Annotated in this window: 17 protein-coding genes; 8 read left to right on the top strand and 9 right to left on the bottom strand. The window is 68.9% G+C overall.

Translation table 11 applies throughout. The features are described 5' to 3' along the window. Positions 1-9 precede the first annotated feature (9 nt). The gene (locus ACFU5V_RS00855; protein WP_378696065.1) at positions 10-795 is read right to left on the bottom strand and encodes a 2-keto-4-pentenoate hydratase; all 786 of its coding nucleotides are present in this window, start codon (positions 793-795) and stop codon (positions 10-12) included. A 146-nt stretch (positions 796-941) separates the two neighbouring features. Here ACFU5V_RS00855 and kstD point away from each other — a divergent pair, with 146 nt between their 5' ends. Further along, a complete protein-coding gene (gene kstD / locus ACFU5V_RS00850; protein ID WP_378696063.1) occupies positions 942-2660 on the top strand; it encodes a 3-oxosteroid 1-dehydrogenase in 1719 nt (572 codons plus the stop codon). Further along, positions 2650-3516 carry a MaoC/PaaZ C-terminal domain-containing protein gene (locus tag ACFU5V_RS00845; RefSeq protein WP_378696061.1) on the top strand — a complete coding sequence of 289 codons (867 nt, stop codon included), beginning with the start codon at positions 2650-2652 and terminating at the stop codon, positions 3514-3516. Before kstD ends, ACFU5V_RS00845 begins: the two co-directional genes overlap by 11 nt. 98 nt (positions 3517-3614) lie before the next feature. On the opposite strand, the gene ACFU5V_RS00840 is transcribed toward ACFU5V_RS00845, so the two are convergent. Then, a complete protein-coding gene (locus tag ACFU5V_RS00840; RefSeq protein ID WP_378434643.1) occupies positions 3615-4949 on the bottom strand; it encodes an MFS transporter in 1335 nt (444 codons plus the stop codon). A 218-nt stretch (positions 4950-5167) separates the two neighbouring features. Further along, entirely contained in the window at positions 5168-5905 is a 738-nt protein-coding gene (locus tag ACFU5V_RS00835) for a GntR family transcriptional regulator (RefSeq protein WP_378696058.1), read from the bottom strand. A gap of 206 nt (positions 5906-6111) precedes the next feature. Between ACFU5V_RS00835 and ACFU5V_RS00830 the strand changes: the two genes are divergently transcribed. From ACFU5V_RS00830 to ACFU5V_RS00815, 4 genes are all read left to right on the top strand, one after another. Beyond that, entirely contained in the window at positions 6112-7449 is a 1338-nt protein-coding gene (locus tag ACFU5V_RS00830; protein ID WP_378696056.1) for an enolase C-terminal domain-like protein, read from the top strand. Beyond that, positions 7446-8912 carry an aldehyde dehydrogenase (NADP(+)) gene (locus ACFU5V_RS00825; RefSeq protein WP_378434649.1) on the top strand — a complete coding sequence of 489 codons (1467 nt, stop codon included), beginning with the start codon at positions 7446-7448 and terminating at the stop codon, positions 8910-8912. The genes ACFU5V_RS00830 and ACFU5V_RS00825 overlap by 4 nt, the downstream gene beginning before the upstream one ends. Beyond that, entirely contained in the window at positions 8912-10129 is a 1218-nt protein-coding gene (locus ACFU5V_RS00820) for a fumarylacetoacetate hydrolase family protein (RefSeq protein WP_378696054.1), read from the top strand. The genes ACFU5V_RS00825 and ACFU5V_RS00820 overlap by 1 nt, the downstream gene beginning before the upstream one ends. 172 nt (positions 10130-10301) lie before the next feature. Further along, positions 10302-10829, top strand: coding sequence for an NlpC/P60 family protein (locus tag ACFU5V_RS00815; protein WP_378696052.1), 528 nt, complete (start codon positions 10302-10304; stop codon positions 10827-10829). On the opposite strand, the gene ACFU5V_RS00810 is transcribed toward ACFU5V_RS00815, so the two are convergent. From ACFU5V_RS00810 to ACFU5V_RS00790, 5 genes are read right to left on the bottom strand one after another with little or no spacing between them, the layout of a single operon-like run. Continuing rightward, the gene (locus ACFU5V_RS00810) at positions 10808-11122 is read right to left on the bottom strand and encodes a hypothetical protein (protein WP_378696050.1); all 315 of its coding nucleotides are present in this window, start codon (positions 11120-11122) and stop codon (positions 10808-10810) included. The two genes, ACFU5V_RS00815 and ACFU5V_RS00810, sit on opposite strands and share 22 nt — an antisense overlap. After that, a complete protein-coding gene (locus ACFU5V_RS00805; RefSeq protein WP_378696049.1) occupies positions 11119-12342 on the bottom strand; it encodes a DUF58 domain-containing protein in 1224 nt (407 codons plus the stop codon). Before ACFU5V_RS00805 ends, ACFU5V_RS00810 begins: the two co-directional genes overlap by 4 nt. 30 nt (positions 12343-12372) lie before the next feature. Continuing rightward, positions 12373-13329, bottom strand: coding sequence for an AAA family ATPase (locus ACFU5V_RS00800; RefSeq protein WP_378434658.1), 957 nt, complete (start codon positions 13327-13329; stop codon positions 12373-12375). After that, positions 13326-13808 carry a hypothetical protein gene (locus tag ACFU5V_RS00795; RefSeq protein WP_378434660.1) on the bottom strand — a complete coding sequence of 161 codons (483 nt, stop codon included), beginning with the start codon at positions 13806-13808 and terminating at the stop codon, positions 13326-13328. Before ACFU5V_RS00795 ends, ACFU5V_RS00800 begins: the two co-directional genes overlap by 4 nt. Next, the gene (locus ACFU5V_RS00790; protein WP_378434662.1) at positions 13790-14764 is read right to left on the bottom strand and encodes a DUF4129 domain-containing protein; all 975 of its coding nucleotides are present in this window, start codon (positions 14762-14764) and stop codon (positions 13790-13792) included. The genes ACFU5V_RS00795 and ACFU5V_RS00790 overlap by 19 nt, the downstream gene beginning before the upstream one ends. A gap of 122 nt (positions 14765-14886) precedes the next feature. On the opposite strand from ACFU5V_RS00790, the gene ACFU5V_RS00785 reads away from it, so the two are divergent. Further along, positions 14887-16197 carry a TrpB-like pyridoxal phosphate-dependent enzyme gene (locus ACFU5V_RS00785; protein WP_276137959.1) on the top strand — a complete coding sequence of 437 codons (1311 nt, stop codon included), beginning with the start codon at positions 14887-14889 and terminating at the stop codon, positions 16195-16197. Positions 16198-16240: 43 nt separating this feature from the next. Here the strand turns inward: ACFU5V_RS00785 and zapE are convergent, their stop codons facing one another. Continuing rightward, complete coding sequence (gene zapE / locus ACFU5V_RS00780) at positions 16241-17158, bottom strand: cell division protein ZapE (protein WP_378696728.1); 918 nt, start codon at positions 17156-17158, stop codon at positions 16241-16243. Positions 17159-17304: 146 nt separating this feature from the next. Between zapE and ACFU5V_RS00775 the strand changes: the two genes are divergently transcribed. After that, positions 17305-18552 (top strand): DUF6986 family protein, encoded by a 1248-nt coding sequence (locus ACFU5V_RS00775; protein ID WP_378434665.1) that lies wholly within the window; start codon positions 17305-17307, stop codon positions 18550-18552. Positions 18553-18635: the final 83 nt, after the last annotated feature.

Here is an 18635-nt window from a genome sequence, read left to right as displayed (position 1 = left end):
AACAGACTCCTACTTGAACTGCAGGGATACGGTGCCGAGCCCACTGAACTCGGCGCGGAAGTGATCGCCCGGGTGCGCGTCGATGGCGCGGGTGCAGGAGCCGGGCAGCACGATGTCGCCGGCCTTCAACCGCACACCGAAGCTCTCGACCTTCTGCGCGAGCCAGGCGACGGCGGTCACCGGGTTGCCGAGTACCGCGTCGCTGCGGCCCTCGGCCTTGGTCTCGCCGTTGCTCGTCAGGACGGCGTCGATGGCTGTGATGTCGATGTCCGCCGGCCGCACCCGATTCTTGCCGAGCACGAAGCCGGCGGACGACGCGTTGTCGGCGATCGTGTCCGGCAGGGTGATCTTCCAGTCGGTGATCCGGCTGTCGATCAGTTCGATGGACGGCCTGAACGCCACGGTGGCGTCGAGGACGTCCTGTTCGGTGCAGCCTGCGCCGGGGAGGTCGGCGCCCAGCACGAACGCGACCTCCACCTCGACGCGCGGGAAGCAGAACCGGGCGGTGTCGACGGGCTGGTCCTCGAACACCTCCATGTCGGCGAGCAGGTGCCCGTAGTCGGGTTCGTCGACACCCATCATCTGCTGCATGGCAAGGGAGGACAGGCCCACCTTGTGCCCGACGACCTTCGCCCCGTCCTGCAGCCGGCGGCGGATGTTGATGAGCTGGATCTCGTAGGCGTCGATCACGTCGATGTCGGGATGGTCCGCGGTCAGGGGGCCGATGGGAGCGCGGCCGCGTTCCGCGGCGTCGAGCCGATCCGCCAACTCGGTGCGTAGTTGCGTCGAGAGCATGGTGTGAGCCCTTCCCTGAAGTTCGTGTGCGTGCGCACACCACCGGTTTTCACTGCAACGTGTTTCGTTCTTCTTCGTTGGCGTCAGTAATACTTCCTGGCAGAAAGGATGGACTGACAACCCCATCATTCTATAACGTGTTCTACATGAGCAAGCACGAATACGACATCGTGGTCGTCGGTAGCGGTGCCGGTGGAATGACCGCGGCCCTGACCGCTGCCCACAAGGGACTCAGCGTCGTCATCCTCGAAAAGGCAGCGCACTTCGGTGGCTCCACCGCGCGCTCCGGCGGTGGCGTGTGGATCCCGAACAACGAGGCGCTGATCGCCGCCGGCGTCGAGGACACCACCGACGCCGCGCGGACCTACCTCCACAGCATCATCGGCGACGTCGTCCCGAAGGACCGGATCGACGCCTACATCGACCGCGGCCCCGAGATGCTGTCGTTCGTGCTGAAGAACAGCCCGCTGAAACTGCAGTGGGTGCCCGAATACTCCGACTACTACCCGGAGGCCCCCGGCGGTCGGCTCGGCGGACGGTCCGTCGAGCCGACCCCGTTCGACGGCCGGAAACTCGGCGCCGACCTCGCGAAGCTCGAACCCGATTACGTCAAGGCCCCGTCGAATTTCGTGATCACCCAGGCGGATTACCGCTGGCTTAACCTGCTGATGCGCAACCCGCGCGGTCCGCTGCGGGCCGCCCGGGTCGGGCTCCGGTTCCTCGGCGCCAAGCTCACCGGCAAGCGCCTGCTCGTCCGCGGTCAGGCCCTCGTCGCCGGATTGCAGGCCGGACTGAAGGCCGCCGGCGTCCCGATCCTGCTCGACACCCCGCTCACCGACCTGTACGTGGAAGACGGTGTGGTCAAGGGCGTCAACGCCACAGTGGACGGACAGCCGCAGGTGTTCCGGGCACGCCGCGGCGTGGTGATCGCGTCGGGCGGATTCGAGCACAACGACGAGGCCCGCAAGAAGTACCAGCGGGCGCCGATCGGCACCGAGTGGACCGTCGGCGCGAAGGCCAACACCGGCGACGGCATCTGGGCGGGCGAAAAGCTCGGTGCCGCGCTCGATCTGATGGAGGACGCGTGGTGGGGGCCGTCCATCCCGCTCACCGGCGGGCCGTGGTTCGCGCTGTCCGAGCGGAGCCTGCCCGGCTGCATCATGATCAACGAGTCCGGCAAGCGCTTCGTCAACGAATCGGCACCGTACGTCGAGGCGACGCACGCGATGTACGGCGGGACGTACGGCCAGGGCGACGGACCGGGTGAGAACGTCCCGTGCTGGCTCGTCCTCGACCAGCGGTACCGCGACCGGTACGCGTTCGCCGGCGTCACCCCGCGGTCTCCGTTCCCCGGTCGGTGGCTGAAGGCCGGTGTCATCGTCAAGGCCGGCACCGTCGCCGAACTGGCCGGGAAGATCGGCGTGCCCGTCGACGCACTCACCGAAACGATCTCGCGTTTCAACACTTTCGCCCGCAACGGCAAGGACGAGGACTTCGGCCGCGGCGAGAGCGGATACGACCATTACTACGGGGATCCCCGCCACAAACCGAACCCGAGCCTCGGCGCGCTCGAGAAGGCGCCGTTCTTCGCCGTCAAGATGGTTCCGGGCGATCTCGGCACCAAGGGTGGGCTGCGCACCGACCGCAACGCCCGCGTGCTCCGGGCGGACGGCAGCACCATCGAGAACCTCTACGCGGTGGGCAATGCCAGCGGTCCGGTGATGGGCCACACCTACGCCGGCCCCGGCGCGACCATCGGTCCGGCGATGACGTTCGGCTACCTCGCGGTCCTCGATATCCTCGACAAGTCCGCCCAGTCCGACTCGCCGACGTCACTGACCGGAGACGCCACCAATGCCGATTGATCCCAGCATCGCCCTCGGGGCCGAACTGCCCATCCAGGAGTTCTCCTGGACCAGTTCCGACGTCCAGCACTACCACCTCGCTCTCGGCGCCGGAGCGCGCCCGCTCGACGAGAAGGAGTTGCGCTACCTGACCGACGGGACACCGCAGGTACTTCCGACGTTCGCCACGGTCGCCGCGAATTTCCACGCCACCGAGGCGCCGAGCGTGTCGTTCCCGGGAGTCGAGATCGACCTCGCCAAGGTCGTCCACGGCACCCAGGAAGTGACCGTGCACCGGCCGATTCCCCCGGAGGGCAAGGCCCGCACCACCACCCGCATCGCCGAGGTGTGGGACAAGGGCAAGGCCGCCGTCATCGTGCAGGAATCGGCGACCACCGACCTCGACGGCACTCCCCTGTGGACCGGGCGGTCGTCCATCTTCGCCCGCGGCGAAGGCGGTTTCGGCGGTGAGCGCGGCCCGTCCCGGTCCGTCACGTTGCCCGACCGGCCCGCCGACGTCGAGGTCGACACCCCCGTCCTCCCGCAGCAGGCACTGATGTACCGGATGTGCGGTGACCGCAACCCACTGCATTCCGACCCGAAGTTCGCCTCCGCCGCAGGGTTTCCCGCCCCCATCCTGCACGGCCTGTGCACGTACGGGATGGTGTGCAAGGCGGCCGTGGACGCGGTCCTCGACTCGGACGCAGCGCAGGTCGCGGGATTCCGGGTCCGGTTCGCCGGCGTCGTGTTCCCCGGCGAGACCCTGCACACGCGGATCTGGAAGGAACAGGGAAGACTCCTCATCTCGGCGACGGTCCCCGAGCGTGATCACGCCCCGGCCCTGGCCGACGTGGTCCTGACCGTGGCCGAGGGATGACAGTCAGCGTTCACGCGCAGCCGGAACGATCACGCCCTCGATCGGATGGCCCCAACCTGCTGAGAGGGTGGGGCCATCCGTTCCGGTGAGCAGGTCGCTCAATGCGGGGAAGCTTGGGGTGCAGCGACTTTCAGCGGTTCGATCTTGCCCATGACGAACAGGTAGTTGGCCGCACCGAGCAGGGCCACCGCGCCGATCACGGCGAGTGGGGCCATGTAGGAGCCGGTGCGGTCGACGAGGACTCCGATGACGACCGGGGTGAAGATGCCGGCCAGGTTGGAGGCGAAGTTCTGGATTCCCCCGATCGACCCGACGTGGTTCGAGCTGGGTGCGACGTCGGCCGGGAGGGACCAGATGCCGGTGGCGGCGATGGTGAGGCTCGAGTAAGCAAGCGACAGGAGGGCGAGTGCCATCCAGGCCTCGGGGACGGCGGCCGCGAACATGATGACGGAGCCGCCGGCCAGGCCTCCGGCAATCTGGGTCTTGCGGACAACGGTGATCGAGTGTCCCCGGCGGACTGCGCGGTCGGCGAGCAGGCCGCCGATCCAGCCGCACGCGACGGCGCACACTCCGGGCAGGGCGCCGAACATGCCGAGCTTAAGCAGGTCGAAGCCGCGTTCGCTGACGAGGTAGCTGGGGAAGAAGGTGATGAAGAAGTAGATCGCGCTGTTCAGGCAGAAGAAGCCGAACATCATGCTCAGGATGGTGCGGTACCGGAACAGCGCCCGCCACGGCAACTTCGCGGCCGCGGCGTCGTCGTTCTCGGCGCTGCGGGCTCCGCCGTCTTCGATGTGCGCGAGTTCGGCTGCGTCGACGCGCGGGTGCTCCTGCGGGCTGCGGTAGAACTTCCACCAGGCGAATGCCCACACCACGCCCAGCGCGCCGATGATGACGAATACGCCGTGCCAGGTGGTGAACGAGATGATGAGCGCAACGATCGGCAGCGCGATCACGGCGCCGACACGGGATCCCGAGTCCCAGATGCTCGTCGCGAAAGCCCGCTCGCTCCTCGGGAACCACGTGGCGACGACCTTCGCGGACGTGCTCGGGGCCGGGCTCTCACCGACACCGAGGAGGAAGCGGACCGCGAACAGCGAGCCGAACCCGCGGGCGAGCGAGGTCGCCATCGTGCACACCGACCACCACAGGGCGGCGATGGTGAACGATCGCCGTGGTCCCACCTTGTCGACGTACCATCCGGCGGCGAGTTGGCACACGTCGTAGGCCCAGAAGAAGGCCGCGAAGATCAGGCCCTGCTGGGTGCCGGTGAGATGGAAGTCCTCGCCCATGAACGGCAGGGCGACGCTCAGGCTCGACCGGTCGAGGTAGTTGATGCTCAGCCCGACGAAGGCGAGCCAGATGATCGCCCAACGCGTGCGCGTCATGGTGCGCGGTGCTCTCACGTCGGTTGCACGTCCTACTGCAGTACTCATGTGGGGTCTCCCTGACCTGACCATTGTGTCTCTCGGATGCGGGTGCCGAGCCGGGTGGAGGTGTCGATCGACGAGCCGGATCGTATAGGAACCAACTTGATCGTATAGGGAGCATGGAATCAGGTGATCGCCGTCACTGTCAAGGGTGCGGGCGGGACGGGCACTGTTTTCGAGTCGGCCGACGGCCGGGATCGCCCGCGAAGGTGTCGAGGGCGCGCCTAGCGGACGACGCGCATCGCCGAGGACGGCCGCGCCGCGTCGGGGTCGAGCGCCGGGAGGGTGCCGTCGAAGGCCTGCGCGAATCGGGTGAAAGAGTTCCGAATGTGGTCGGCCATGGCCTGCTCGGCCGCCTCCGGCGTGCAGGCGCGGATCGCGTCCCACACGCGGCGATGCTCGGTGACGGTGACGGTTCCGTCGACATCGGCAGGGTAGAGCCGGAAAATGTGCAGGTGGCAGTGCGTTTGCTGAAACGCCTGCTGGACCACGCGGTTACCGGCCGCGCCGAGGATGGTGTCGTGAAAGCGGGTGTCGTGCGCGACGAGGTCCTGCCGCAGGTCGCCGCCCTCGTCGATCCGCCGTTCGAAGACCTCCAGCTCCCGATCCAGGCCGGCGCTCGGATTCGCAAGGCGGTCCACTGCCGCCGACCGTGCAGCCCACGGTTCGACGAGCAGGCGGAACTCGAACAGAGAGCGCAATTCCGGCAGACCGAGCAGAGGGGTGGTGCTGTATCCGCGACCGGGGCTGTAGACGACCAGGTTGTCGCCCTCCAGTCGTTGCAGCGCCTCCCGGACCGGTGTCTGCGACACCCCGAGCTCACGCGCGATGGCGTCGATGTTCATCCGGGTGCCCGGCGGTATCTCGCTGGCCACGATGGAGTCGCGTAGCGTCGAATAGACCTCGCCCGCTGCCGCTTTCGGCGCGGACTTCGGAGCGTCGGACACCTCTCGCCGGGGCATGACTACCTCATTTCATTCCTCGGGCTGCCACAGCGACGTGGCAGGTCACGGGCATGACGACTCTATACGCCCGGCGTCGGGTCTCGGTCGATCAGGCGCAGTGCACGCGGTCGGTGACGCGGCCCGGATTCCAACTCGGGGTTGACGCCCATCACAGCATCTATATGATTACGGCTATTCCTATACGATTCTCGGAAGAGAGCGCCATGTCTCACATTGCTTCCATCACCACCGCCGACGTCCGGTTCCCGACCTCGTTGGAACTCGACGGCTCGGATGCAGTCAACGTCGACCCCGACTACTCCGCCGCCTACGTCACGATCCGGACGGACGCCGGCGAGGAAGGCCACGGCTTCGTCTTCACCTGCGGCCGCGGCAACGACGTCATCACGCACGCTATCGACGCCTACGCACAGTTGCTCGTCGGCCGGAACGTCGAGGAATTGATCTTCGACCTCGGTGGTGCGTCCCGACGGCTGGTCCACGACTCGCAGCTGCGGTGGCTGGGTCCGGAAAAGGGGGTGAGCCAGATGGCATGCGGCGCACTGATCAACGCGCTGTGGGACATTCGCGCGAGGCGTGAGGGCAAGCCGCTGTGGCTCCTGCTCAGCACGATGACACCGGAAGAGATCGTCGACGTCGTCGACTTCACCCACATCCGCAACGCACTCGACCCGGCGGGGGCCCTCGACCTCCTGCAGCGCGCCGGTTCCGGCAAGGCCGACCGCATCGCCGCCCTGCAATCAGACGGATATCCCGCCTACACGACATCACCGGGATGGCTGGGCTACAGCGACGACAAACTTGTCCGGCTCAGCAAGGAGGCCGCCGCCGACGGCTTCGCCATGATCAAACTCAAGGTCGGCGGCAGCATGGAGGACGATCTGCGCCGCCTCGCTCTCGCCCGGGACGCGGTCGGCGACCTGCCCATCGCTATCGACGCCAACCAGCGCTGGGAGGTCCCCGAGGCCATCGACCGGGTCAACCGGCTCGCGCAGTTCGACCCGTACTGGATCGAGGAACCGACCAGCACCGACGACATCCTCGGGCACGCCGACATCCGCAAGGGCGTCGCGCCGACCCGCGTCGCCACCGGTGAGGCCGTCGCCAACCGGATCGTGTTCAAACAGTTGCTGCAGAAGCAGGCGATCGACGTGCTCCAACTGGATTCGACCCGGGTTGCGGGAGTGAACGAGAACATCGCCACGATCCTGCTCGCCGCACGCTTCGGCGTCCCGGTGTGCCCGCACGCGGGTGGGGTCGGGCTGTGCGAACTCGTCCAACACTTTTCGTTCTTCGACTACGCCGCCGTCAGCGGGTCGCAGGAGGGCCGCATGATCGAGTACGTCGACCACCTGCACGAGCACTTCGTCGAACCCGTCCGGATCGTCGGAGGACGCTACGCCGCCCCGACACTGCCCGGCATCGGCGCCGAGATGCTCGCCGGGTCGCGGGATCGTTGGGTCTTCCCCGACGGGGCCGGCTGGCGCGAGGTGAACGGCCGCGCAGCCACCACCTCCGCCGGGGTGGAGGTCGCATCGTGACCACGTCCCCCGAAGACCTGAATCGGGCGGTGGAGACGGCGCACGCCGCCTTCGAGAAGGCCCGCACGGTCACGCCCGACACCCGCGCCGGCTGGCTCGAAGCCGTCGCGGACGGCCTGGAAAGCGACGCGGCCGCTCTGGTCGAGATCGCCGCCCGTGAGACCCATCTCGCAATTGCCCGACTGCACGGGGAACTGCGGCGCACCACCTTCCAGCTCCGGCTGTTCGCCGACGAGATCCGCCGGGGTGAACATCTCGACGCCACCATCGACCACGCGGACGAAACCTGGGGGATGGGGCCGCGTCCCGACATCCGGCGTGTCAACGTGCCGTTGGGTGTCGTCGGTGTCTTCGGGGCGTCGAACTTCCCCTTCGCCTTCAGTGTGATGGGCGGCGACAGCGCGTCGGCGCTCGCCGCCGGATGTGCCGTCGTCCACAAAGCCCACGACGGACACCCCGATCTCGCCGCACGCACCGCGGCTGTCGTGGTCGCCGCACTGGAGGCCGCCGGTGCCCCCACCGGTCTCTTCGCGCTCGTGACCGGGCGGCCCGCCGCGGAGGCACTGGTCGATCATCGTCTGGTCAAGGCAATAGGTTTCACCGGATCCACTACTGGTGGTCGTGCGTTGTTCGACCGCGCGGCGGCGCGTCCCGAACCGATTCCCTTCTACGGCGAACTCGGTGGCATCAACGCGGTTTTCGTCACCGGATCCGCATGGAAGCGCCGCCGCGACGCCATCCTCGCCGGTTTTGCGCAGTCCTTCACACTCGGTATGGGACAGTTCTGCACCAAACCCGGACTGCTGTTCGTCCCGGCAGGAGACACCGATGACCTCGCGCGGACACTGGCCGATGCTCTCGACGGATTCGAGCCCACCGCACTACTCAACGAACGCCTGCACACCGGATACCGCAAGGCGGTGACCGCTGTCCGAAGCAATCCTGGTGTCACCGCGGTCATCGCCGGAACCGATCAGGCGGAGCCGACCCCGACAGTGCTCCGTACCACCGCGACGCACGTCCGGACGAACCCGGAACTGTTGCGGCAGGAAATGTTCGGTCCGGCGAGCTTCGTCGTCGAGTACGACGACGAAGCCGAGTTGACAGGTCTTGCACGACTTCTCGACGGGCAGCTCACCACCACGCTGCAGGCCGACACCGACGACGACGTGACCGAACTGGCCGCCATTCTCGCCGACATCAGTGGCCGGGTGCTGTGGAACGGCTGGCCGACCGGAGTGACCGTCAGTTACGCCCAGCACCACGGCGGTCCGTATCCGGCGACCACCTCGACAACCACCTCGGTGGGCACCGCCTCGATCCGGCGATTCGTCCGCCCCGTCGCGTATCAGTCCTTTCCCGCCGCACAGTTACCCGAACCGGTGCAGGACACGAACCCGTGGGGCGTGGCACAGCGGGTCGACGGTCGGTGGCGACACCCGGATCGGAAGGAATCGGAATGATGACGGTCGACCAAATCTTGCCCGACGACGCCGACCGTGCGCGTCTGGTCGGGAGGGTGTGGGACGTCGAGACGGGAGGCCCCCGGGTGGTCGCGATCCGTGGCGGCGACGTCTTCGATCTCGCCGCCGCCGCCGGGACCGTCTCGGATCTGCTCGAGTCGTCCAGCGTCGTCGCCGACATCGACGCAGCCACGACGACGCCGCGCTGGCGGCTCGACGACCTCCTCGATGCGTCGGCCGTCCAGGATCCGAGCCGCTCCCGCCTTCTCGCTCCGATCGACCTGCAGGTCGTCAAGGCATGCGGCGTCACGTTCGTCGACAGCATGATCGAGCGCATCATCGAGGAACGTGCGGCGGGAGATCCGAACCGGGCAGCGCAGATCCGGGCGTCCATCGGGCAGGCGATCGGCGGTAGCATCGCCGCACTACGGCCGGGATCGCCCGAAGCCGCCGCGGCCAAACGCATCCTGCTCGACGAGGGCCTGTGGTCGCAGTACCTCGAGGTGGGCATCGGTCCCGACCCCGAGGTATTCACGAAGGCCCCGGTGCTGTCGTCGGTGGGCTGGGGCTCGAAGATCGGCGTCCCGGCATTCTCGTCGTGGAACAACCCCGAGCCCGAACTGGTGCTGGTCGTGAACTCGGCGGGCCACATCGTCGGAGCCACGCTCGGCAACGATGTCAACCTGCGCGACGTCGAAGGCCGCAGCGCTCTACTGCTCGGGAAAGCGAAGGACAACAACGCCTCGAGCGCCCTCGGACCGTTCCTGCGGCTGTTCGACGAGCACTTCACCCTCGAGACCGTCCGGAAGGAGGAGATCCGGCTCCGGGTCGACGGTCCGGACGGCTTCGTGTTGGAGGGAACGAACAACGTCGAAAGGATCAGCCGTACCTTCGAAGATCTCATCGCGGCGACGATGGGCGATCACCACCAGTACCCCGACGGTATCGCCCTCTATACCGGAACGCTGTTCGCTCCCACCGTAGACCGCGACGTGCCGGGCCACGGGTTCACGCACCATCCCGGTGATGTCGTCACCATCCGAAGTCGTCACCTCGGAACGCTCGTCAACGAGGTCGGTGCCACCGAAACCTTGCCCGCGTGGACCTTCGGGCTGCGGCAGTTGTTCGACTACCTCCACTCCGGTGCCGTGCATCGCGCCGCCGCTGATCGCAGACAGCTCCGAGGTCTCCCGATCGATGCCACGTCAGGTCGGTGACAGTTACCGAAATTTGACCGAATTCGCCCAGTTCGGGCGGATGTTCGCAATTGCCGGGCACGGCGGGGCAACACTTTGTACGCTGTCCGTGACCTCATCGAGACGTGTCAACCGATGGTCGGGGCGGTTCCACGGCTCTCCACGAGCAGTAGCGAACAAAAGGGGGGACCTCGTGTCCCAGCGCAGACCTCTCCGTCCCGTGCGCCGTGCCGCCGTTGCCGGTGCTCTCGCGTTCTGTGCCACCGCTCTCGTCGCTTTTCCCGCGAATGCCGCACCGGTGGCGGGCAGTTCCGACAGCGGCAGCACCGGCGGCAGTTCGATGGGTTCTTCCGTCCTCCCGACGCCCATTCCCACTCCGACGGGGCTGGCCGCGCTCGCGGCCGCGACCACCCAGACGGGCAAGCCCTATCTGTGGGGTGGGACGGGTCCGGACGCGTGGGACTGCTCGGGTCTGGTGCAATGGGCATTCCGGCAGGCCGGGGTGAACCTGCCGCGCACCACCTGGGAACAGGCCGAGGTCGGTGCCCCCATTCCGCTGTGGGCGCTGGCTCCCGGCGACATCGTGGTGCTCAACGACGACGCGTCGCACATCGGCATCTACGCGGGCTTCGGTCAGGTCTTCAACGCGTACGGGCGCGGCGTTCCGGTGGGTCTGGCGCCGCTGTCGCAGTTCCACATCTACAGCATCCGCCGGTTCTGACGGTCGCCGACGTACGGCCACACCGCGACGACGAACAGCACCACCACCGCGACCGGTCCGAGCAGGGCCGCCCACGCGGGCACATCCGGCAGTGCCGCCGCCAGCACGGCCACGGCGCCGGTGGCGACCGCTCCCAGCAGGAGCGTCGGGATGCCCCGGGCGGGGCCGACGTAGGCGACGAGCAGCAGTGCCGTCGCCGCGACCCCGGCAGCGGCCGCTGCGGGCGCGGACGCGTCCCCCAGGACGAGCGCGATGAGCGCCCCCTGCACCGCGAGCACCGCAACCCATCTCATCGGTGCGCTCCCGACGGCCTGCGGGCCCGGTCCGCGAGGGCCAGTGCCAGATCCAGCGCGGAATCGTCGTCCCACGCCACCACCGGGACGCCGAGGACACTCATGTTCCGGTACATGTTCCGCCGCTCGAGCCGCCACATCCGGCCGGTCATCGGATCGAGTTCGTGCTCGAACGGCGGGCCGCGGAGGACGTCGACGGCCACGACGACGTGACCGCGCCGCCGCAACTCCAGCAGCGACAGCGCGAACCCGGTGTCCAGCATGGTGGAGAACGCGATGACCACCGCCCGCGGCGGCAACGCGACCCGCGGGACCAGCGTGCCTTCAGCCGCGCCCTCCTCGGAGTCGAGGACGGTGTCGAGGATCCGGTAGAACTGCCTGCGCCCGATGTCGGCGCCGAGCCACCGCAGCCGGAGACCGTGGGCGACGACCCCGGCCCGATCGCCGCGCTGCAGGGCCGTCTGCACCACCTGAGTCGCCCCGCGGACGGTGCGGTGCAGACTCTCCGACGCCGGTCCGGGCGCCTGCGGGGTGGTGTCGAGTACGGCGACGACGTCCGCGGCGCGGTCCATGATCCGTTCGGTCACGTGCAGCCTGCCGCGACGGGCACTGACGGGCCAGTTGACGCTGCGCAGCGGATCTCCCGGGGCGTGCGGCCGGATGTCGCCGAATTCGACTCCCGAACCGAATCGGCGGGTGCGGTGCGCGCCGATGCGGTCCGGAAGCGGGGCGCGCGGGAGTGGCGTCGGCATCGGCGGTGCGAGCGGAAAGATCCGCAGTTCCGCGGCGGGCACCCGCGCCGTCGCGGTCAGCAGGCCGCCGCCCGCCCGTGCCTTGACGATCACTGCGGGTTCGTATCGACCCCACCGGTCCGCCGACACCAGGTACTCGCCGTCACCGGTCTGCTCGACCCGGTAGCTGTCGGACGGCGCCGGTGTCACCGCCAGCTCCGCCGCGCCGCCGCACGTCGTCACGTCCACCGAGAACCGCACGGATTCGGATTCGAAGCACCGCAGCGTGCCGCCCGAACTGTCGACCCGCACACCGGTGGCCGGTCGCGGCAACCACGTCAGCGCACCGAGCGCGCCCAGCATCGGGGCGGCGAACACCATCAGTTCCCACCACCGCCCCACGACACCCACGGTCAATGCCACGGCCGCGCAGGTCGCCAGGGCGAGGGCCGCCGGCGACGCCCGCCACGTCAGCGGCTGCTCGGTCATCGTGCTCTCGCCGTCATCGCGCTCTCGGCGTCATCGTGCCCTCGGCGCGGGGAGGCGGCGCAACAGTTCCGCGAGGACGTCGTCGCTGCGGATACGGCGCACCCACATCTCCGGTCGCAGGCTGATGCGATGCGCGACGGCGGGAACGGCCAGCGCCTTGATGTCTTCGGGAATGACGAAGTCGCGGCCGGCGAGGAGGGCGCGTGCCCGCGCCAGTTGGACGAGGTCGAGTTCCGCGCGGGGACTGGCCCCGACCTCGACCTGCGGGTGGTGCCGGGTGGCGTTCGCGAGTGCGACGACGTACCCGAGGACGTCGTGATGAACACTGACCTGTTCGAGCGACTCCCGCATCGCCAGGAGGTCGGCGGCATCGACCACCTGCTCGACGACGACGGCGGCGGATCCCCTGTCCAGCCGGCGGCGCAGCATCTCGTGCTCGTCGGTCTCGGTGAGGTACCCCAGTCTCAGGCGGAGCGTGAACCGGTCCAGCTGCGCCTCGGGCAGCGGGTAGGTGCCCTCGTATTCGATGGGGTTGTCGGTGGCGAGCACGACGAAGGGACGCGGCAGGATCCGGGTGGTGCCGTCGACGCTGACCTGCCCCTCGGCCATGGCCTCGAGCAGCGCGGCCTGGGTCTTGGGCGGGGTGCGGTTAATCTCGTCGGCCAGCAGCAGGTTGGTGAAGATCGGGCCCGGACGAAACTCGAACCGTCCCGACGGCATGTCGTAGATGGTGGCGCCGAGCAGGTCGGCGGGCAGTAGGTCGGGGGTGAACTGGACGCGTGTGAAGTCGAGCCCGAGCGCGGCGGCGAAAGAGCGGGCCACCAACGTCTTTCCGAGCCCGGGCAGATCCTCGATGAGCACGTGCCCGCCCGCGAGCACGGCGAGCAGAATCGACGTGAGTTCGTCGTGCTTGCCGACCACCGCCCGTTCGACCTCCGCCAGCACGGCGTGGGCGCGCGCGGTGGTGACCTGGGCGGGCATCGTCACAACTGCTCCAGTCGTTGCAGGATCCGGTCGAGGACGTCCCGGCCCGGACCGGGCTCCGTCCTGTCGATGCGCTGAACGCCGTCGGGATCGACCCACCGCCACAGGTCGCCGAAGAACACTTCACCCGCGGCGGCGGTGTCGGCGGGGTCGAGTCCCTGCCGCTGTCCGGTGGACTGCTGGAATTCGCGCGCCAGCAACGGACGCAAATGGTGATCCCAGTCGCCGCGTGTACCGTCCGCCCAGCTGATCAACGATTCTGTCCGTGCCATCCAGCGGGCCGTTGCCTCGGCTCGTTCCGCTTCCAGACCCAACGCTTCGCCGTCGACGTCTGCGGGTGCCATCCGTCGCCGAATCTCGAACAGCACCAGCGCCGTCACCGCTCCCGCGATCAGCACGGCGGCGCCGTACCGGCCCGCGGCCACCAGCGGGACCTCCACGGCCAGTACCGCTCCGACCCCGATTACCGCGACGGCAAGCACGCGTCGCTCCCCAGGTCGGCGAGCACGCGCCGGAGCAGGTCCGCGGCCTCGTCGCGGTGCAGTTCGCCCATCGGATGCAGGCTGAACCTCGCCTCCGAGAACAGCCGCACCAGCGGCGCCGCCGCCTCGAAACGCAGCGCTCCGAGTTGCACTGCGCGAGCCAGTACTTCGGACGGTGTGTCCGAATCCCGCGGCTCGGCGCCCGGCGCCGTCCGCAACGCGTCCTCCATCGCGGCGTAACTGGCGATGATGGCCTCGCGCGGCGGCAGACCGGTGGCCACGACCACGGCGAGACCTTCCTCCGCGGCCCGGGCCAGCGACTGCGCGCCTGCCGGAGCGTCGGGGGAACTCGCCGCGGTCCAGGCGCCGACCCGGGACCTGAGGGGACGCCGCGCCACGGCACCGAGGATCAGCACCGTCACCAGAATCGGTCCGACAATGGCTGCCGCGGTCCACAATTCCGCGAGATCCTCACGGGTCTCGGCGACCGTGTCGGGCGGCAGGACCGTCTCGGTGGGAACCACCCGGTCGGTGCGGTCGGCCCCCTCGTCGGCGGTCTGGGTCGTCGTCGAGCGCTGACGGCCCGGGGGTTCGTCGCCACGGACGGATCCGAGGAGGAACGCCACAGCCACGAGAAGGGAGGCGAACACCGCCCACCCGACCACGTGCCGGCGCGAGACCGAGGACCCGGTGTTCCCGGTCGGCCCGACCGCCGGCGGGTCGGGGGCGACCCGTGGCCGTCCGCCGCGCACGGCCGACGCGAGTGCCACGGCCGCGACGACGACCGCGATCGCGGACAGGACGACCAACGCGCGCGTCGCCCCCGCACCCGGCTCCGCCGTTGTGGCGGGGGTGTCGGATGCGGGGACCGCCCTGACCACAAGCGTGACCGTCACGACGGCCGCCAGCAGGGCAACCGTGTGGACGACCCTGCTCATCACCCGACGGTCCGGCATCCTCACTCCCGAGTTGCCCCTCCATCGTGACACGCGGAGACCGCGAAAATCACTCGTTCACGACGGCGGACAGCGCAGCATGTTCTGCGGCGCATCCATCGACGAAGGAGAGTTACTCGACCATGTCCCCGGTAACCGGAGCAGAACTGGCTCGTTCATTGGAACCTCTGGGGGTTGCGGTCCCCTCGGCCGTTCCCACACACTGGTACAACCTGGCGGCGGATCTTCCGGAACCCGTTCCGCCGCATCTGCATCCGGGCACTCGCGAGCCGCTGGGGCCGGAGGACCTGGCGCCGCTGTTTCCGGCGAGCCTGATCGAGCAGGAGGTCGCGACCGACCGCTACATCGAGATCCCCGAGACGGTTCGGGAGATCTACGGCATGTGGCGTCCGTCGCCGCTGGTGCGGGCGCATCGGCTCGAGCGGGCGCTCGGCACCCCGGCGCGGATCTACTACAAGTACGAGGGTGTGAGCCCGGTCGGCTCGCACAAGCCGAATACGGCTGTCGCGCAGGCCTACTACAACGCCCTCGAGGGCACCACCAAGCTCACCACCGAGACCGGCGCCGGCCAGTGGGGCGCGTCGTTGTCGTTCGCCGGTGCGCTGCTCGGTCTCGACGTCGAGGTGTGGCAGGTTCGCGCGTCCTACGACGCGAAGCCCTACCGCCGACTCCAGATGGAGGCGTACGGCGGCATCTGTCATCCGTCGCCGTCCGACCTCACCGAGGCGGGCCGGGCGATTCTCGCCGAGCACCCCGACACGACGGGGTCGCTGGGCATGGCGATCAGCGAGGCCGTCGAGGTTGCCGCCCAGGACCCGCGCGCGCACTACTCACTGGGCAGTGTCCTCAACCACGTCATGCTCCACCAGACCGTGATCGGCCAGGAGGCCATGGCCCAGCTGGAGGAGGCCGGCGAGCCGGTCGCGCACACGGTATTCGGTTGCGCCGGCGGCGGTTCCAACCTTGCCGGCCTGACGTTCCCGTTCCTCGGCCGCAACTTGCGCGAGGGCACCACCACCCGCCTCGTCGCGTGTGAGCCGGCGGCCTGCCCGTCACTCACGCAGGGCGAGTACCGCTACGACTTCGGCGACGTCGCCGGTCTGACGCCGCTGTTGAAGATGTACACGCTGGGCAACGACTTCGTTCCGCCTGCAATCCACGCGGGCGGCCTGCGATACCACGGCATGTCGCCGATGGTCTCGCACGCCGTCGCCCTCGGACTGATGGAGGCGACCGCGATCGAACAGGACGACGCACTCACCGCGGGCCTGCTGTTCGCCCGCGCCGAAGGCATCATCCCCGCGCCGGAATCCACGCACGGTGTGGCCGCGGCCATCGCGCATGCCCGCACGGTCACCGAACCGGAGGTCGTGGTCATCGGATTGTCCGGCAACGGCCAGCTGGACCTGCCCGCGTACAGCCGGTACGTCTGATCGATGTGCCGAGGCAGATCCACGTACGGGTCTGCCTCGGCGGTCACCGGCGCAGCGTCGACAACCGGCTCGCCAGGCGGTCCGCGTCGAGGGTCCCCGTGAGTCCGCTGAACATGCCCTCCCACGGCGCGTCCGCCACGACGGTCAACGCGGTGCCGCGGTCGTACAGCACGTCGACGACGTTCGCGAACCGTCGCACGGTGTCCGTGCCTACCTCCCGCAACCGGGGCACACCGGTGATCACCCAGCAGCGGTACTGCTCGGACAGGTCGAGGTAGTCGGCGGGCGCGGTCGGGGTGCCGCACAGCGCCGCGAACTCGAACCAGACCGTCCGGTCGCGTACCGCCGCTGCCGTCACGGTCCGCGTGCCGACGGTCAGTGCAACTCGCTCGGACGGGGCCGGAACCTCCACTTCGGACGCATTGACGAAGCGGCCGGCGGCGAATCCGTTCTCCGACGTGACCGCCGTGCGATAGTCGACGGGTCCGGCCACCCGCACGACGGTCAGATTCTGCTCCAGCACGGTGATCGTCGGCGCGAACAGGTGGTGGAACAGCGGGTTGGGCAGCAGTCCTTCGGGCGGATAGTTCGACGTCACGACCAGCGTGATGCCGCGGGCGAACAGCGCCTTCAGCAGCCGCGCCACCAGCATCGCGTCCCCGACGTCGTGGAGGTGGAATTCGTCGAAGCACAGCAGCCGGACGTCGCCGAGCGTCGCGTCGATCGCGAGGTCGATGGACCCCAGCGCGTGCGCGTCGGCGTGGAGGCTGCGGAAGAACGAGTGAAAGTGCACGCGCCTTCTCGGGACGTCGGAAGCCGCGTGGAAGCGGTCCATCAGCCACGTCTTGCCCCGTCCGACGGGCCCCCACAGGTACACGCCGCGAACCCCGGGTCTCCCCTGCGCCAGGCCGTCGGCGGTCTCGTCCAGGACTGCCGCGGCCGAGCGCTGCGCGTCGTCCAGCAGAACCTCTACATTCACGGAAGGAGACATTACGAACGGGGAGTCTCGGGCGACAAGCAGATGTGAGCAGGGAGACTGTGCGACGCGACGGCCCGAACGCGGCAGACCAGGCGACGAGAATCCCGCATTTCTGGGAAGATCGTGACGTGAACCCCCAGTACCTCAGCCGTCTCCCCGACAGCGGTTTCGATCGCGTCGACGCACTCCTCGCGCCCGTCGACGACGACCTCGCGGCGGCGTTTCCGGGTGACCGGCAGCAACCGCAGCCCATCCACACCGTCTACGTGAGCGCGGCGGACGCCGGCCCGGACACTCCGAGGGTGTGGGGTGAGCAGGCTGTCGAACTGCTGGACAGGTACACGGAGGCACTGTCCGAAATCGGCACGACCGGTGCACTTCCCGACGTGCGTGCGACGCTCGAGCGCAGCCCGATCCAGGATCTGCGGATCGACTTCGAGGACGGCTACGGCTGGCGGAGCGACGACGTCGAGGACGCGGCCGCACTGGAGACGGGTCGCACACTGCGACAGCTGTCGTCCGACCTGTCCGGACCGCGGTCGCTGGGGATCCGCGCGAAGGGCCTGGCGCCGCACGAGCGCCGCCGCGGCATCCGCACGCTCGAACTCGTCCTCGAAGGCGCGGGTGGGGTTCCCGACGGCTTCGTGTTCACCGTGCCGAAACTGCGTGCAGCCCAGCAGGTCACCGCCGTCGTCGCGTTGTGCGAGGAACTGGAGAGCGCGTACGGGCTCCCCGACGGGTCGCTGCGCTTCGAGTTGCAGATCGAGAGCCCGCAGGCCGTCCTCGGTCCGGACGGCACCGTGACCGTCGCGAAGGCGATCCAGCTCGCGGAAGGTCGCTGCACCGGATTGCACTACGGCACTTACGACTACAGCGCGGCCTGCGGAATCGCCTCCCGGTTCCAGTCGCTCGAGCACCCGGTGGCCGACCACGCCAAGTCCGTGATGCTGGTGGCGGCGGCCCAGACCGGGGTGTGGGTGTGCGACGGATCCACCCAGGTGGTCCCGCAGGGCGGCGACGAGGAGATCCGCGCCGCGCTGGCCCGGCACTACCGGCTCGTCACCCGTTCGCTCGAACGCGGGTACTACCAGGGATGGGACATGCATCCCGGGCATCTGATCACCCGCTGGCTCGCGACGTTCGACTTCTACCGCGACGCCCTGCCCGGCGCGGCCACCCGCCTGCAGGCCTACCTCGACCGCCAGGGCGGCGGGGTGATGGACGAACCGGCCACCGCGCAGGCCCTCGCGACGGTGGTGCTGCGGGGGCTGGCGTGCGGAGCGTTCGACGAGGACGTGGTCCGCGTGCAGGCCCCCGGATGCACGGTGGACACGCTCCGCGACCTCCTCACCCGAGCGGTGGTCCCGGAGATCTGACCGCCTCCCCGCCCGCGAGGACCACCCGCACCACCGCCTCCGAGGTCCTACACTGGCCCCACGCCCGATCAGGAGGTACCAGC

Source organism: Rhodococcus sp. NPDC057529, from assembly GCF_042802055.1.
Classification (GTDB): Bacteria; Actinomycetota; Actinomycetes; order Mycobacteriales; family Mycobacteriaceae; genus Rhodococcus_F.
This window is presented reverse-complemented; position numbering and strand designations above follow the sequence as displayed.